The sequence below is a fragment of the Chitiniphilus eburneus genome (genome assembly GCF_005048205.1).
Lineage (GTDB): Bacteria > Pseudomonadota > Gammaproteobacteria > Burkholderiales > Chitinibacteraceae > Chitiniphilus > Chitiniphilus eburneus.
Map to the genome: position 1 here is coordinate 12,301 of NZ_SUMF01000007.1, position 15,317 is coordinate 27,617.

Consider the following 15,317-nt stretch of genomic DNA (forward strand, 5'->3'; position numbering starts at 1 on the left):
GGGTCGGCGTCGCTCAGCGTGCGCCAGTCTGCAGCGCTTCGATGCGCTGTTTGATGCTGGGGTGGCTGGCGAACAGGGCCATCAGGCCATGCGCGCCACCGGCAATGCCCGAAGCAGCCATATTGGACGGCAATGCACCCGCCTCCAGGCCGCCCAGACGGCGCAGCGCGTTGATCATCGGCTGCGGCGTGTTCAGGTAACGCGCGGCGCCCTCGTCGGCCCGGTATTCGCGATGGCGCGAAAAGAACGCGACGATGACGCTGGCCAGGATACCGAACACGATTTCACAGACGATCACGGTCAGGAAGAAACCAATGCCCTGCCCCGGTTGCGCGTTGTCGTCGTTGCGCTTGAGAAAGGAATCGACGAAGTAGCCGACCACGCGCGCCAGGAAGAACACGAAGGTGTTCACCACGCCCTGGATCAGCGTCAGCGTAACCATGTCACCATTGGCGACGTGCGCCACCTCGTGCGCCAGCACCGCCTCCACTTCCTCCTTGTTCATGGTCTGCAACAGGCCGGTGGAAACGGCGACCAGCGAGTTGTTCTTGCTGGGGCCGGTGGCGAAGGCATTGGGCGCGCCGTCGTAGATGGCCACTTCGGGCATCGCGATCTGAGCGCGTTGCGCCAGTTTGGCCACGGTATCGACCAGCCAGCGCTCAGTGGGGTTGCCAGGGGTTTTGATCACCTGCGCGCCGGTGCTCCACTTGGCCATCATCTTGGACATGAACAGCGAGATGAAGGCACCGCCGAAGCCGAAAATGCCGGCCAGCACCAGCAGCGCGCCCAGGTTCAGGCCATTGGCGGTGAGATAGCGGTTCACCCCCAGCAGGCTGGCCACGATGCTGAGCACCAGCATCACCGCAAGGTTGGTGGCAATGAACAGAACGACTCGTTTCATGATCCTCTCTCGTCTTTATCGAAGGTGCACGCGATTGCCCGCGTCTGGATGGATGTATGGATACACGGCATGAATTCAAGGGGGGCCGTCAAGGTGGCTCACCCCGGGGCGGAAGCGGAATCGCCACCGCCCCGGGGCTGGATATCAAGCCGTCCCAGGGTGTGTTGTCACCTACACCCTAGGAGCCTGTGACCGACTCGCCCGCGGGTGGTTCATCGGTGGCGAGCACGATGCGGCTGGCGAGCACCTTGTCGATGCGCTTGCCATCCATGTCGACCACTTCCAGGCGCCAGTTTTCCCAGGTGGCGATATCCGCGGTATGCGGCAGCCGGCCGAGCAGCAGCATCATCATCCCGGACAGCGTGTGATAGCGACCCTTGTCTTCCTCGGGCACGGTATCGAGTTCCAGCTTGTCCTTCAGCTCGGGAATGGGGATCAGGCCGTCGAGCAGCCATGAGCCATCCTCGCGTTCCACCGCCCAGGCGTTCTCGGTGTCGTGCGGCATGAATTCGCCGGTGATCACTTCCAGTACGTCCTGCAAGGTCACCAGGCCCTGCACCTCACCGTATTCGTCGACGACGAAGATCATTTCCACGCCCGACGCGCGAATCTGCTCCAGCAGCTCCATGCCGGTCAGCGTTTCCGGCACGAACACCGCCGGGCGCAGCGGCATCACGGTCAGGTCGAACGGCTTGCCGCCCAGCGTCTGTTGCAGCAGATCCTTGGCGCTGACGATCCCCAGCACATTGCTCAGCCCGCCCCGGCAGACAGGGAAGCGGGTGTAATCGGCCTCGGCCACCTTGGCCAGGTTGATCGACGGATCGTCCTCCAGGTCGAGGTAGACCATGTCGGAGCGCGGGATCATCAGCGAGGCGATCTGACGGTCGTCCAGGCGGAACACGTTGCGCAACAGCGCGTGTTCGTTCTGTTCGATCACACCGGCTTCGGAGCCTTCCTCCAGCATGGCGTGGATTTCGTCCTCGGTCACCGACGGGCCACCCGTGTTCTTCACACCGAGCGCGCGCAGGACGGTTTTGGTGGAGAACGTCAGCAGGATCACGAACGGCCGGGCCAGGAACGCTAGCCCTTCCATCGGCCGCGACACCAGCCGCGCGATCGCCTCCGGGTTGATCTGGCCGACGCGCTTGGGCACCAGTTCGCCCAGTACGATGGAGAAATACGTCACCACCGCCACCACGATCACCGTGGCGCCGGTTTCGCTGATCCGGGCGGATACGCCCAGCGATTCCAGCCAGACAGCAAAGGGCTGGGCCAGCGCGGCCTCGCCCATGATCCCGGACAGCACGCCGATGGAGGTGATGCCGATCTGGATGGTGGAAAGGAAACGGGTGGGGTCTTCGCCCAGTTTGATGGCGGCGGCGGCCGACACGTCGCCGTTTTCCGCCAGCTTGGCCAGACGGGCGCGGCGGGCGGTGACCAGCGCGATCTCGGACATGGCGAACACGCCATTGAGCAGGATCAGGCCAAGAAGAATCAGGATTTCCACGACGACTCCCCATGGGTTGGGCGAGCGCCGCGTAGCGGGAGGAACCAGGTCGCTATCGGGCAGGGGATCACGGACGGAATGGCCGCGTGATCGCGGGCGGAGGCGGGCTGACGCCCGGGTTGCGCGTCATAGCGGCAAGATCGAGGTTGACTCATATGCGGGGACAAGGGTGGCCCCGTTACTCCTTGGATGGATGAATGACTTTGCGAATCTACCGTAATTCCACGGTGCTGTCTGCCGTTATAGCCGCTGCGCAAAACCCTTGCTTCAAGCGATTCCGCGCGGTTGTCGGCGCCAGGCGGCGCCCCTGGAAACGGTGCCGCCCGATGGCTGTCAGGTGGGCAAATCCGGCAACGGCGACGCATCGTCATCGCGCTGTTCGTGCAATTGCAGCGCCCACAATCGCGCATAGGCACCCTCGGCGGCCAGCAACGCGCGATGCGTGCCGCGCTCCACCACGCGCCCGCCATCCAGCACGATGATCTCGTCGGCATCGGCCACCGTGGACAACCGGTGCGCGATGACCAGCGTGGTGCGGTTGGCCGAGATTTCCCGCAGCTCGGCCTGGATGGCCTTTTCGGTGCGGGAGTCGAGCGCGCTGGTGGCCTCGTCGAAGATCAGGATCGGCGGGTTCTTCAGGATGGTGCGCGCAATCGCCACCCGCTGCTTCTCACCGCCGGACAACTTCAGCCCACGCTCGCCGACCGTGGTATCGAAACCATCGGGCAGGCGCATCACGAAGTCGTAGATATGCGCCGACCTGGCCGCCTCGATCACCTCCTCGCGTGTGGCGCCCGGCTGGCCGTAGGCGATGTTGTAATAGATGGTGTCGTTGAACAGCACCGTATCCTGCGGCACGATGCCGATATGGGCGCGCAGCGACTCCTGCGTCACCTGCCGCAGATCCTGCCCATTGATGGTGATGCGGCCGCTCCACGCGTCGTAGAAGCGGAACATCAGCCGCGACAGCGTCGATTTGCCCGCGCCGCTCGCCCCCACCACCGCCAGCGTACGCCCGGCCGGAATGGTGAAGCTCACGTCGTGCAGGATCTGGCGGTTGCGGTCATAGCCGAAATCGACGTGCTCGAACGCTACCTGCGCCTCGGCGGCATGCAGCGCCTGCGCGCCCGGTTCGTCGCGAACTTCGGCATGCTGGTGCAGCAACGTGAACATGCGCTCCATGTCGGCCAGCGAATGCTTGATCTCGCGGTAGACGAAACCCAGGAAGTTGAGCGGCGCATACAGTTGCAGCAGGAACGCGTTCACCAGCACCAGATCGCCCAGCGTCATCCGCCCGGTCACCACCTGATGGGCCGCCAGCCAGACCAGCGCCGTCACCCCGGCGGCGATGATCACCGCCTGCCCCGCGTTCAGCAGCGACAGCGATACCTGGTTCTTCACCGCCGCCGCCTCGTATTGCGCCATGCTGGCGTCGAAACGCTCGGATTCCCAGCGCTCGTTGCCGAAATACTTCACCGTCTCGTAGTTGAGCAGGCTGTCGATGGCCTTGGTATTGGCCTTGGAATCCATGTCGTTCATTTCCCGCCGGAACGCCATGCGCCATTCGGTCACACCCAGCGTGAAGCCGATGTAGATCACGATGGTGCCGAAGGTGATCGCGGCGAAGTACCAGTCGTAGCGTTGCAGCAGGATCACCGCCACCAGCACGATTTCCACCAGCGTCGGCAGGATGTTGAACAGCATGAAGTTCAACAGGAAGGAAATGCCCTTGGTGCCACGGTCGATGTCGCGGCTCATGCCCCCGGTCTGTCGCTCCAGGTGGAAGCGCAGGCTGAGCGCGTGCAGGTGCTCGAAGACCTCCAGCGCCACCTTGCGGATCGCCCCCTGCGATACCTTGGCAAATACCGCATCGCGCAATTCGCCGAACACCGACGAGAACATGCGCAACGCGCCGTAGGCCAGCACCAGCGCCAGCGGCAGCACCAGCGCGCCCTTGCTGCCGTCCAGGGCATCGACGATATCCTTGAGCACCAGCGGCACCGCCACATTGGCGAACTTGGCCGCGATCAGCAGCGACAGCGCCAGCAGGACACGGTTCTTGTAACGCCACAGATAGGGAAACAGCGTGCGCAGCGTGTTCCAGTCGTTGCGGCGGGCGGGGGCTTCGGCCATGAGTGGGGTCCGTCGGGGGAATCGGGAGGGGCGCCTGTCCAGGTGCGGCTCGCGAGAGCGTTCGAACAGGCTGCCCAGGGCGTGTCGTCACCTGTATCGCGGCAGCGCGGGGCCGAAAAAGCACCCGCCATCAGGCGCGCGACGCAACCAATAACCAGTTATTAGTTAGCAAGGAGCGCAACGCAGTGGAGGGTGTTTTTTCGGCCCAGCCCTGCGGGTTCGGTGCATTTCAGGCGCCGCGCAGCGTCGCAGGCCGCTTGCGGTATTCATACCGCCGCGCGTCCAGCTCCTGGCGCGGCATCCCGAACTGCGCCGAACGCTGTCGCGATACAAGTGACGACACGCCCTAAGATGTGGTCGCGATGCGCACATTGCAAGCCGTCGCATCGCGTGCAACGGTCACCCTGGATACATCACGGGGATGCGCTCAGTGCAGCGTGCGCGGAATGGAAAGGACAAACTCGGGGATATCGGTTTCGAACTCGGTGCCATCCACCGCGCGCATCTGGTAGCTGCCGCGCATGATGCCCACCGGCGTTTCGAGGGTGGCGCCGCTCATGTATTCGAACGACTGGCCCGGCTCCAGCACCGGCTGCTCGCCGATCACGCCCAGGCCGCGCACTTCCTGCACCTTGTCGTGCATGTCGCGGATCACCCAGTGGCGCGAGACTAGTTGCACCGTAGCACTGCCGACATTGGTGATGGTGATGTGATAGGCGAAAACGTAGCGGTCGCCCTCTTCGTCCGATTGCTCGGCCATATACATCGCACGCGGGTCCACCGCCACGCGATACTTTTCCAGTTCTTCGTCCTCGCCTGCCATCGCCAGCGCCTCCGGTGTTTGAGTCTGCGCAATCTTAACAGGCGGTGCCCGCAACCGCCCGGCCACAGCGGCTACAATCCAGGGATCGCCAACCTTCGGGAACGCCCATGCATAGCCATCGCATCGCCCCCAGCATCCTCTCCGCCGACTTCGCCCGCCTGGGCGACGAAGTGAAAAACGTGATCGCCGCGGGCGCCGACCTGATCCACTTCGACGTGATGGACAACCATTACGTGCCCAACCTGACCATCGGCCCGCTGGTCTGCGAGGCGATCAAGCCCTACGCCACCGTACCCATCGACGTGCACCTGATGGTGAAGCCGGTGGACCGTATCGCCCCCGATTTCGCCAAGGCCGGCGCCAGCATCATCACCTTCCACCCCGAAGCCTCCGAGCATGTGGACCGCACACTGGGCCTGATCCGCGATCACGGCTGCCAGGCCGGGCTGGTCTTCAACCCGGCCACGCCGCTCGATTACCTGGACTACGTGCTGGACAAGGTGGACATGGTGCTGCTGATGTCGGTGAACCCCGGCTTCGGCGGTCAATCGTTCATCCCCGCGATGCTGGACAAGGCCCGCGCCTGCCGCGCCCGGCTGGACGCCTACAAGGAAAGGACCGGCCGCCACATCCACCTGGAAATCGACGGTGGCGTGAAGGTGGAGAACATCGGCGAGATCGCCGCCGCCGGGGTCGATACCTTTGTCGCCGGCTCGGCCATCTTTGGCCACCCGGACTACAAGGTCATCATCGACCAGATGCGCGAGGAGATCGCCAAGGCGATCTGAGCGCCACGCGCATAGCGAAAGCCGGCCTTCGTGGCCGGCTTTTTGTTTTGAAGCTTACTAAATTCAAATAAAAACTTGCACCAAAGCACGATTGGTCACACCATCCGCATACTTCCTCCGACAACAAAACCAATAACAGTCCCGCCATCATGACGCTCTACGATCTCAAGCCCCGCTTCCAGGCGCTATTGCGCCCCGTGCTGCGCGGGCTGGCCCATGCGGGCTTGACCGCCAATCAGGTGACCTTGCTGGCATTGCTGCTCTCGCTGGCGCTGGGGCTGGCCCTGGTGTTGCATCCCAGCCCCCTGCTGTTCCTGCTGCTGCCCCCGTTCCTGTTCATCCGCATGGCGCTCAACGCCATCGACGGCCTGCTCGCCCGTGAATTCAACCAGCAATCGCGCCTGGGCGCCGTGCTGAACGAGGTGGGCGACGTCGTATCCGACGCCGCGCTCTACCTGCCGTTCGCGCTGCTGCCCGGCGCCGACCCGATGGCGGTGGTGGTGATGGTGCTGCTGGCCAACCTCACCGAGTTCGTCGGCGTCACCACCCAGGCCATCGGCGCCGGTCGTCGCTACGACGGCCCGCTGGGCAAGAGCGACCGCGCGTTCGTACTCGGCGCCTATGCCCTGGCGGTCGGCCTGTACGCACCCGCGCTGGCCTGGAGCGCCTGGCTGTTCTGGGTGCTGGCCGCGCTCTCCGCCCTGACCTGCCTCAATCGCGTCCGCCGCGCACTGAAGGAATCGCGATGAACCCCTTCCCCATCACCGACACGCTGTTCTATGCGTTGTCGGTCATCCTGTTGGTGCTGCTCTTCGCCAGCGCCAGCGTAGCGCTTCTGGGCTGGCGCTTTCCACAGAAAGACTGGCTGGAGCTGCGCCAGCGTGTACGCACCTGGTGGTGGATCGTCGCAGTGTTCGTCCTGGCGATCTCGTTCAATCACACCGTATCGCTGCTGGTGCTCGGTTTCGTCAGCTTCCTGGCGTTCAAGGAATACCTCACCCTGGTGCCGACACGCCGCGCCGATCACCTGCCGCTGCTGTGGGCCTACCTGGCGATTCCCATCCAGTACTACTGGATCTGGGATGGCTGGTACGGCATGTTCATCATCTTCATCCCGGTCTACGCCTTCCTGTTCCTGCCGATGCGCATGGTGCTGGTGGGCGATACGCAGGGCTTCCTGCGCGCCGCGTCCACGCTGCACTGGGGCCTGATGACCACGGTGTTCAGCCTGTCGCACATGGCCTATCTGCTGGTATTGCCCAGTGACGTCACCGGCAGCATGAAGGGCGACGGCGCGCTGCTGGTGTTGTTCCTGGTGGTGCTCACCCAGTTCAACGACGTGGCGCAGTACCTGTGGGGCAAGAGCCTGGGCCGGGTCAAGGTGATTCCCAAGGTCAGCCCAAACAAGACGGTGGCCGGCTTTCTCGGCGGCGTAGCCACCACCACGCTGCTCGGCTGGTTGCTGGGGCCGGTGCTGACGCCAATGAACCCGGCGCACGCGGCACTGGCCGGGCTGTTGATCGGCGTGACCGGCTTTGTCGGCGACGTGGTGATGTCCGCCGTCAAGCGCGACCTGGGCGTCAAGGACAGTGGCGATCTGCTGCCCGGTCACGGCGGCATCCTGGACCGGCTGGATTCGCTGACCTATACCGCGCCGCTGTTCTTCCATTACCTGCGTTACCTCTACTATTGAGTGCCGGGTTTATATGCGCGCGTTGCAGACGGATAAGTGGAAGCAGGCCCCCGGCAAAACCGGGTGTCCAGCATCCGTGGAATGCCGGCACCGGCGCTCCCTGATTCATCCCACTCCCCCCGCCCTCGCCGCCGCGAGGGAGCCTCGCTTTGCTCGCAACAACGGTTCGCCGCGCAGGCTGTTGTGGATCGGGCAAGGAAAACAAGCTTCCAGCCTGCCGGGTTGCTGGCTGTGGGGCTTGTCGGGAAGCACGCATGGCTGACCGGCCTTCACCTTTGTTGCGTCTGTGGCACGCGCTGTTGCGGCTGGCCTTCGTGGTTGGCGTTGCGTGGCCGGTGACGCTGGTGTGGCTGGGGCTGGCGATCCGTCATCGCGAGCGGTTGCCGTTGCGCGGGCCGGCCATCGTCGTGGCCAACCACAACAGCCATCTGGACATCCTCACGCTGTACACCCTGTTCCCGTTGTCGCAGGTACTGAACGTGCGTCCGGCCGCGGCGGCGGATTACTTCCTGCGCAACCGAGCCATGGCGTGGTTCGCCACCCGCGTGGTCGGCATCATCCCGGTGATTCGCGGCGGTGCCAGCAAGAGTGTGGACCCGCTCGCCGGTTGCTACGACGCGCTGGCCGCCGGGCGGATTCTGGTGCTGTTTCCCGAAGGCACGCGTGGCGAGCCGGAGCGGCTGTCCGAGGTCAAATCCGGACTGTGGTTCCTGGGCCGCCGCTTTCCCGAGGTGCCGATCGTGCCGGTCTACATGCATGGCCTGGGCCGGTCCATGGGCAAGGGCGCGCGGATACCGGTGCCGTTTTTCGTCGATGTCCATATCGACCGGCCCTTGCCGTGGCAGGAAGACAAGGCCGCGTTCAAGGCCGGCGTGCAGCGCCGTTTTGCGGTGCTGCAAAAGAAAGCGGCCGGGCTTGCCGACGACGATCCCACCCCATAGCCAGCCGCACCCGTGCGCCACAATGCGGCGCATGGCAAGTGATGTGCCCCCTTGCCGGCACGATGCGCCGGCGATTTGATGCTGCGTGAAATCCACGCCAAGGAGTCGATCCATGCGCCAAGCCGAAGAACGTCAGTTCCAGACCTTCGACCAGCAGACCCTGTTCTATCGCCACTGGCCGGCCACACCTGGCACGGTGCCCAGCCGCGCCATCGTGCTGTTCCACCGGGGCCACGAGCATTCCGGTCGCTTGCAGCACGTGGTGGACGAACTGGAACTGCCAGGGGTGCCGATGTTCGCCTGGGATGCCCGCGGCCATGGCCGCTCGCCGGGCGAACGTGGCTTCAGCCCCAGCCTGGCGGCATCGGTACGCGATGTGGACGACTTCGTGCGCCATGCGTCCGAGGTATCCGGCGTCCCCATCGACCAGATCACGGTGATCGCGCAGAGCGTGGGCGCGGTGCTGGTTTCCGCCTGGGTGCACGATTACGCGCCGAAGATACGCGGCATGGTGCTGGCGTCGCCGGCGTTCCAGGTCAAGCTGTACGTGCCGCTGGCGCGCCCCGGCCTGAGGGCGCTGGAAAAGCTGCGCGGCCGGTTCTTCGTCAACAGCTACGTCAAGGCGAAATTCCTCACGCACGACCCGGAACGCATCGCCTCCTACGACAGCGATCCGCTGATTACGCGGCCCATCGCATCGCACATCCTGCTGGCGCTGTACGAAGCCGCCGAGCGCGTGGTGGCCGACGCGGGCGCGATCACCGTACCGACGCAACTGCTCATCTCCGGCGCCGACTGGGTGGTACACCACGCGCCGCAGCACGCGTTCTTCGACCGCCTGGGCAGCGCAGTCAAGGAAAAGCACGTACTGGAAGGCTTCTACCATGACACGCTGGGCGAACTGGACCGCAAGCAAGCGTTCGATCTGATCCGTGGCTTCCTGGACCGGCTCTACGCCACCCCCGCGCCGCAACCGGACTACGCAATCGCCGACCGCCACGGCTATACCGCGCACGAATACCGCACGCTGCAACAGACCTTGCCGCCGCTGTCGCCCAAGGCGATCTACTACGGCCTGACCCGGCTCAACATGCGCTCGCTGGGCAGCCTGTCGCATGGCATCAAACTGGGGCTGGAAACCGGCTTCGATTCCGGCAGCACGCTGGATTATGTGTATCGCAACCAGGTGCAGGGCCACACACCGCTGGGCCGGCTGGCGGACCGTATCTACCTGGACAGCATCGGCTGGCGCGGCATCCGCGTGCGCAAGCAGCACCTGGAGCAACTGATCCAGGACGCCGCCGCGCGGCTGAAGGAAAGCGGCGAATCGATCCGCGTGGTGGACATCGCCGCCGGGCACGGCCGCTACGTACTGGATGCGCTGGCGAAAGTGCCCGATGCAGAGCAGATCCTGCTGCGCGACTACAGCCCGATCAACGTCGAAGCCGGTGGCCGGCTGATCGCCGAGCGCGGGCTGGGGCACAAGGTCAGCTTCGTTCAGGGCGATGCGTTCGATCGCGCCAGCCTGTCCACGCTGGCGCCGCGCCCCACGCTGGCCATCGTTTCCGGCCTGTATGAGCTGTTCCCCGACAATCCGCCGATCCTGGCCTCGCTCAAGGGCCTGGCCGACGCCGTGCCACCGGGCGGTTACCTGGTCTACACCAACCAGCCGTGGCACCCGCAACTGGAAATGATCGCCCGCGCGCTGACCAGCCACCGCGACGGCAAGCCCTGGATCATGCGCCGCCGCACGCAGGCCGAGATGGATGCACTGGTGGAGGCCGCCGGCTTTCGCAAGCTGGCCCAGCGTATCGACCAGTGGGGGATTTTCAGCGTGGCGCTGGCGCAGCGCGCCTAGTGCCTGAATACCCACACATGACAAGCCACTTGGAGCAAGCCCCCGGCAAAGCCGGGTGCTCGGCATCCTTGGAATGCCGGCACCGGCGCTCCTTGTTTCATCCCACTCCCCCCGCACGCGCCGGCAAGGATGGGCAACCATTGCCGGTAGGCCATCTGGAGCAAGCCCCCGGCAAAGCCGGGTGCTCGGCATCCGTGGAATGCCGGCTCCGGCGCTCCTTGTTTCATCCCACTCCCCCCGCGCGCGCCGGCAAGGATGAGCAACCATTGCCGGTAGGCCATCTGGAGCAAGCCCCCGGCAAAGCCGGGTGCTCGGCATCCGTGGAATGCCGGCTCCGGCGCTGCTTGTTTCATCCCACTCCCCCCGCCCTCGCCGCCGCGAGGGAGCCTCGCTTTGCTCGGGGGTTCGGAATGAGCCCATGGCTGATACATGAGCCATCCAGAACAGGCCATGGCGAAGGCGGAGGTAAAACGGTGCTGTGCATGCAATGGGGCTTCCTGATCGATTCCACTGACTCCGCTCTTACCATCGCGAAGAGGATGCGCTTTGCCGGGACATATCCGATCCATGTCTGCTGATCCGTTGATGCAAACCCCGCCGCTTGCGGCATCGGCCGCTGCCCGGCAGTGGCGGCGTGCGTTGTTGTGGCTGCTGTTCCTCGGGCCGTTCTTTTTCGGCGCCTATGGCTTTGCCAACTGGTACACCGCGCAATTGCCGCAGGTATCCAGCCTGGTCTACGGCTGGGAGCGGCATATCCCGTTCTGGCCGTGGACCATCGTGCCGTACTGGAGCATCGACCTGCTGTATGCGGCTTCGCTATTCCTGTGCCTGGACCGGCGCGAACTCGATACCCACGCGCTGCGGCTGGCGGCGGCGACCGCCGTGTCGGTGGCCGGCTTCCTGCTGTTTCCGCTGCGCTTCTCCTTTGTCCGCCCCGATACCCACGGGGTATTCGGCGCACTGTTCGACTCACTGGCCACGTTCGATCTGCCGTACAACCAGGCACCGTCGCTGCATATCTCGCTGCTCTGGCTGTTGTGGCTGCGCTATGCCGCACACACCCCGGCGCGCTGGCGACCGTTGCTGCATGGCTGGTTCTTCCTGATCGGGCTATCGGTGCTGACCACCTGGCAACATCACTTCATCGACGTGGTCAGCGGGCTGGTCGTCGGCGTGATCATTGCCTATGCCCTGCCGATGGTGCCGCATGGCTGGCCGCGCTGGCAGAGCGCCGACGTCGCCCGGGCGCGCCTGCTGGGCGCCTGCTATGCCGGTGGCGCGGCGGTGCTGTGCCTGCCCGCGCTGCTCTGGGGCGGCTGGAACTGGCTGCTGTCCTGGCCTTCGCTGGCGCTGGCGTTGCTGGCAGCGGGCTATCTGCACGCCGGCCCGGCGATATTCCAGAAGGATGCGAATGGGTGCCAGACGCTGGCGGCGTGGCTGCTGCTGACACCGCACCGGCTGGCCGCCTGGCTGTCGTTCCGCCTGTATCGGCCCCGCCTGACACGGCTGGCGCGCGTCACCGACGATGTCTGGCTCGGCTGCCACCCCGACGCCGCCGCGCTGGCCCAGGCCGGCAGCGTACTCGACGTGTGCGGCGAACTGTCACGCAGCCGCGCCGTGGCCGGTCGGCCATACGCCGCCGTGCCGCTGCTCGACCTGTTGCCGCCCAACCCGGCCGAACTGGCGCAGGCAGTGGCCCAGCTCGAACGGATGCGACAGGCGCAGGGTCCGGTACTGGTCCATTGCGCGCTCGGGCTATCGCGCAGTGCCACGGTGGTGGCGGCATGGCTGGTGGCCAGCGGCCGCGCCGCCAACATCACGCAAGCGGTACGCGACTTGCGCGCCTGCCATCCCGCCGTCGTACTCCATCCCACCCACCTCGGCGTGCTGGAACAGGCCACGCCGGCCATCGCCGCACGAGATATCGCATGAACGATGCCGCCCAGGCGCATCCCACCGCCGGCCAGGTGCTGATCGCGCTGCTGGCCACCTGCGCCCGGCTAGGCTGGCTGACGCTGGCGTTGACCCTGCACGCCGGCTGGCTGCTGGGCACGGCAACGCCCGGCCCGTTGCGCGGCACAATGAGCGTGGTGCTGGTGCTTGGCCTGGGTGCCCAGTATCTGGCGGCACGCCTTGCCCTCGACGCCCGGCTGTTCCGCGCCCTGTATCGGCCCGAAGCGGATGCGGCGATATTCGATCAGGCGCTGGCCGAGCTGTTCGGCCGGCCGCTGCCCGAATCCGGCGTGCGCCCCCTCGCCGAACGCTGGCACGGCACGCGCCGGCTGATCCGGCGCTTCATGGTGCTGTGCGCCGTACAGGCAGCGCTCTGGAGCATCGGCCTGCTGCTCCATGCCTGGATGTAGAACACCTGACCAATGCGCCCATGCTGCCGGAAAAAGCCGCCCACTTGCACACCGCGCAAGCCTTGTTGCGCGCATCCGCTATCATGGCGACTGTCGCCCCACGGAACCCCACCATGACCATCCGCGCCTTTGCCTTCGACCTCGATGGCACCCTTGTCGATTCGATTGCCGACCTTGCCCGTGCCGCCAACGCCGCCCGCGCCGACCTGGGGCTGCCACCGCTGGCCGAGGAAGTCGTCCAGGGCTTCGTCGGCGACGGCGCCGCCAGCCTGGTCGCGCGGACGCTGGCCGGCGAGCACGATGCCAACTGGCACGGCACGCCACAACAACAGCAGGCGATGGAACGTTTCGACGTGCACTACAAGGCCGGCCTGACCATCGCCACCCGTTTCTATCCCGAAGTGCAGGAAACGCTGCATTCGCTGCACGAGCTGGAATACCCGCTGGCCATCGTGACCAACAAGCCGGAGCGCTACACCCTGCCGCTGTTGCGCGAGCTGGGTATTTCCGAGCGCTTCGACGTGATCGTCGCCGGCGACACGCTGGCGGAGAAAAAGCCATCGCCGCTGCCGTTGCAACACGTGCTGGACAAGCTGGGCCTGGCGCCCGCGCAGTTACTGATGGTGGGCGATTCGAAGAACGACGTGCTGGCCGCCAAGGCTGCGGGCGCACCCTCGGTGCTGGTCAGCTACGGCTACGGCCAGGACGTGCACGAGATGGGCGCGGATCACGTGATCCGTTTCTTCTCGGAAGTGCTGGAATTCATCGATTGAGCCGGTTGGCTCATCCATCCCCGGGGGGCAAAAGGCGCGGTAAACCACCGCGCCAGTCCCTCACCTGCCTTAGCCCCGAACGCCGCCTGCCAGCGACGCCACGCACCTAGGGCGAATCGACCTTCAAACATGGGATGCGTTGGTTAGTGGGCCGGGTGGCTGCACGAAGCGCGGTGCCGCAGAGAGCCTTCCTCTCTGCAAGCCGTGCGACAAAGCAGACATCGGCCCACGGGCCAACCCGAAGGGAAGGAAGAAGGCCGGCGCAGCGCTGCGTTGTGCCTCGCTCGTGGGGATCACCCCACTTCCCTCGGCACGCCTTGCCCTGCATCCGGCCTTCTTCCTTTGCACCCACGTTTAAAGGTCGATTCGCCCTAGGTCCGGCCTCAGAAAGCAAACGGTCGCGGTGTTCCAGCCAGTTGCTCGCGCGCCTCGGCAACAATCTCGAACGAGCGCAGCCGCGCCGCGTGATCGTGGATCTGGCCAGTGACCATCAACTCGTCGGCGCCGGTGTCGGCGATGAAATCGGCCAGACCCTGGCGGACCGTCTCCGGCGAGCCGACCACGGCGCAGGCCAGCGCGTGCGCCACGCCGGCGCGTTCGGCCTCCGACCAGTCGGCGGGATCGCAGTCGGACGGTGCCCGCAGCGGGCCCGGCTGGCCGCGCCGCAGGTTGATGAACTGCTGTTGCAGCGACAGGAACAACCGTTGCGCCTCGTCGTCACTGTCGGCGGCGAACACGTTGATGCCCAGCATCACATGGGGCTTCGGCCACGCGGCGGAGGGCCGGAACTGGCCACGATACATGTCGATCGCCGCCATCAGGTAGTCCGGTGCAAAGTGCGAGGCAAAAGCGAACGGCATCCCGAGCGATGCGGCAAGCTGCGCGCTGAACAGGCTGGAGCCGAGCAGCCAGATCGGCACGTCCAGCCCGGCCCCGGGTACGGCGCGCACCGCCTGCCCCGGCGCGGCCGGCGCGAAATAACCCTGCAACTCCAGCACATCCTGCGGAAACGTCTCCGCGCTCATCGTCATTTCGCGGCGCAGCGCACGCGCGGTACGCTGGTCGGTGCCGGGCGCGCGGCCCAGGCCCAGATCGATCCGGCCGGGGTACAACGACGCCAGCGTGCCGAATTGCTCGGCCACCACCAGCGGCGCGTGGTTGGGCAGCATCACGCCACCCGAGCCGACGCGGATGGTGGATGTGCCACCCGCCACGTGACCGATCAGCACCGCGGTGGCCGAACTGCCGATGCCGCTCATATTGTGGTGCTCGGCCAGCCAGAAGCGCCGGTAACCCAGACTTTCCACATGGCGCGCCAAGTCCAGCGTGTTGCGGAATGCCTGGGCGGCATCGCCCCCGGCAACGATGGGGGCAAGGTCGAGAACGGAAAACGGGATCATGGCGGCTCCTGGCCGGGTGCGCGCCGGCCAGGGCCGGGCGCGGCGGAAATCGGGATGACGGACGGGCGGCGCGCCAATGACGATGCCGACACCGGGGGCGTATCGGTCAGATGCGCGCGACGCGGCCGATTTCAACG

At 65.6% G+C, this 15,317-nt stretch carries 13 protein-coding genes; 8 read left to right on the plus strand and 5 right to left on the minus strand.

Annotated features, from left to right (window positions below):
- Positions 1–13 precede the first annotated feature (13 nt).
- The 4 genes from htpX to apaG all read right to left on the minus strand — a co-directional run bounded on the left by htpX (position 14) and on the right by apaG (position 5,364).
- Entirely contained in the window at positions 14–901 is an 888-nt protein-coding gene (gene htpX, locus FAZ21_RS08455) for a protease HtpX (RefSeq protein ID WP_136772909.1), read from the minus strand.
- Between the two features lie 178 nt (positions 902–1,079).
- Positions 1,080–2,408: a hemolysin family protein gene (locus FAZ21_RS08460; protein ID WP_136772911.1), complete on the minus strand. Its 1,329-nt coding sequence runs from the start codon at positions 2,406–2,408 to the stop codon at positions 1,080–1,082.
- A 333-nt stretch (positions 2,409–2,741) separates the two neighbouring features.
- Positions 2,742–4,541 (minus strand): ABCB family ABC transporter ATP-binding protein/permease, encoded by a 1,800-nt coding sequence (locus FAZ21_RS08465; RefSeq protein WP_136772914.1) that lies wholly within the window; start codon positions 4,539–4,541, stop codon positions 2,742–2,744.
- A gap of 427 nt (positions 4,542–4,968) precedes the next feature.
- Positions 4,969–5,364: a Co2+/Mg2+ efflux facilitator ApaG/CorD gene (gene apaG, locus FAZ21_RS08470; RefSeq protein ID WP_136772917.1), complete on the minus strand. Its 396-nt coding sequence runs from the start codon at positions 5,362–5,364 to the stop codon at positions 4,969–4,971.
- A 107-nt stretch (positions 5,365–5,471) separates the two neighbouring features.
- On the opposite strand from apaG, the gene rpe reads away from it, so the two are divergent.
- From rpe to FAZ21_RS08510, 8 genes are all read left to right on the plus strand, one after another.
- Positions 5,472–6,152, plus strand: a complete 681-nt coding sequence (gene rpe, locus FAZ21_RS08475; RefSeq protein ID WP_136772919.1) for a ribulose-phosphate 3-epimerase — start codon at positions 5,472–5,474, stop codon at positions 6,150–6,152.
- Positions 6,153–6,301: 149 nt separating this feature from the next.
- Entirely contained in the window at positions 6,302–6,901 is a 600-nt protein-coding gene (locus FAZ21_RS08480) for a CDP-alcohol phosphatidyltransferase family protein (RefSeq protein WP_136772921.1), read from the plus strand.
- The gene (locus tag FAZ21_RS08485; protein WP_136772922.1) at positions 6,898–7,845 is read left to right on the plus strand and encodes a phosphatidate cytidylyltransferase; all 948 of its coding nucleotides are present in this window, start codon (positions 6,898–6,900) and stop codon (positions 7,843–7,845) included. The genes FAZ21_RS08480 and FAZ21_RS08485 overlap by 4 nt, the downstream gene beginning before the upstream one ends.
- Before the next feature lie 254 nt (positions 7,846–8,099).
- Complete coding sequence (locus tag FAZ21_RS08490) at positions 8,100–8,786, plus strand: lysophospholipid acyltransferase family protein (RefSeq protein WP_136772924.1); 687 nt, start codon at positions 8,100–8,102, stop codon at positions 8,784–8,786.
- 112 nt (positions 8,787–8,898) lie between these two features.
- The gene (locus FAZ21_RS08495; RefSeq protein WP_136772926.1) at positions 8,899–10,644 is read left to right on the plus strand and encodes a bifunctional alpha/beta hydrolase/class I SAM-dependent methyltransferase; all 1,746 of its coding nucleotides are present in this window, start codon (positions 8,899–8,901) and stop codon (positions 10,642–10,644) included.
- A gap of 585 nt (positions 10,645–11,229) precedes the next feature.
- Complete coding sequence (locus FAZ21_RS08500) at positions 11,230–12,576, plus strand: phosphatase PAP2/dual specificity phosphatase family protein (protein WP_136772928.1); 1,347 nt, start codon at positions 11,230–11,232, stop codon at positions 12,574–12,576.
- Entirely contained in the window at positions 12,573–13,007 is a 435-nt protein-coding gene (locus FAZ21_RS08505) for a hypothetical protein (protein ID WP_136772930.1), read from the plus strand. Before FAZ21_RS08500 ends, FAZ21_RS08505 begins: the two co-directional genes overlap by 4 nt.
- Positions 13,008–13,120: 113 nt before the next feature.
- The gene (locus FAZ21_RS08510) at positions 13,121–13,780 is read left to right on the plus strand and encodes a phosphoglycolate phosphatase (RefSeq protein ID WP_136772932.1); all 660 of its coding nucleotides are present in this window, start codon (positions 13,121–13,123) and stop codon (positions 13,778–13,780) included.
- A gap of 383 nt (positions 13,781–14,163) precedes the next feature.
- Here FAZ21_RS08510 and FAZ21_RS08515 read toward each other — a convergent pair whose 3' ends face one another.
- The gene (locus tag FAZ21_RS08515; RefSeq protein ID WP_136772934.1) at positions 14,164–15,180 is read right to left on the minus strand and encodes an LLM class flavin-dependent oxidoreductase; all 1,017 of its coding nucleotides are present in this window, start codon (positions 15,178–15,180) and stop codon (positions 14,164–14,166) included.
- Positions 15,181–15,317 lie beyond the last annotated feature (137 nt).

What these genes read in the sequence shown, in the direction of transcription:
- htpX (WP_136772909.1), bottom strand. Translation starts at nt 901, where the DNA reads ATGAAACGAGTCGTTCTGTTCATTGCCACCAACCTTGCGGTGATGCTG.
- FAZ21_RS08465 (WP_136772914.1), bottom strand. Translation starts at nt 4,541, where the DNA reads ATGGCCGAAGCCCCCGCCCGCCGCAACGACTGGAACACGCTGCGCACG.
- apaG (WP_136772917.1), bottom strand. Translation starts at nt 5,364, where the DNA reads ATGGCAGGCGAGGACGAAGAACTGGAAAAGTATCGCGTGGCGGTGGAC.
- rpe (WP_136772919.1), top strand. Translation starts at nt 5,472, where the DNA reads ATGCATAGCCATCGCATCGCCCCCAGCATCCTCTCCGCCGACTTCGCC.
- FAZ21_RS08480 (WP_136772921.1), top strand. Translation starts at nt 6,302, where the DNA reads ATGACGCTCTACGATCTCAAGCCCCGCTTCCAGGCGCTATTGCGCCCC.
- FAZ21_RS08485 (WP_136772922.1), top strand. Translation starts at nt 6,898, where the DNA reads ATGAACCCCTTCCCCATCACCGACACGCTGTTCTATGCGTTGTCGGTC.
- FAZ21_RS08490 (WP_136772924.1), top strand. Translation starts at nt 8,100, where the DNA reads ATGGCTGACCGGCCTTCACCTTTGTTGCGTCTGTGGCACGCGCTGTTG.
- FAZ21_RS08495 (WP_136772926.1), top strand. Translation starts at nt 8,899, where the DNA reads ATGCGCCAAGCCGAAGAACGTCAGTTCCAGACCTTCGACCAGCAGACC.
- FAZ21_RS08500 (WP_136772928.1), top strand. Translation starts at nt 11,230, where the DNA reads ATGCAAACCCCGCCGCTTGCGGCATCGGCCGCTGCCCGGCAGTGGCGG.
- FAZ21_RS08505 (WP_136772930.1), top strand. Translation starts at nt 12,573, where the DNA reads ATGAACGATGCCGCCCAGGCGCATCCCACCGCCGGCCAGGTGCTGATC.
- FAZ21_RS08510 (WP_136772932.1), top strand. Translation starts at nt 13,121, where the DNA reads ATGACCATCCGCGCCTTTGCCTTCGACCTCGATGGCACCCTTGTCGAT.
- FAZ21_RS08515 (WP_136772934.1), bottom strand. Translation starts at nt 15,180, where the DNA reads ATGATCCCGTTTTCCGTTCTCGACCTTGCCCCCATCGTTGCCGGGGGC.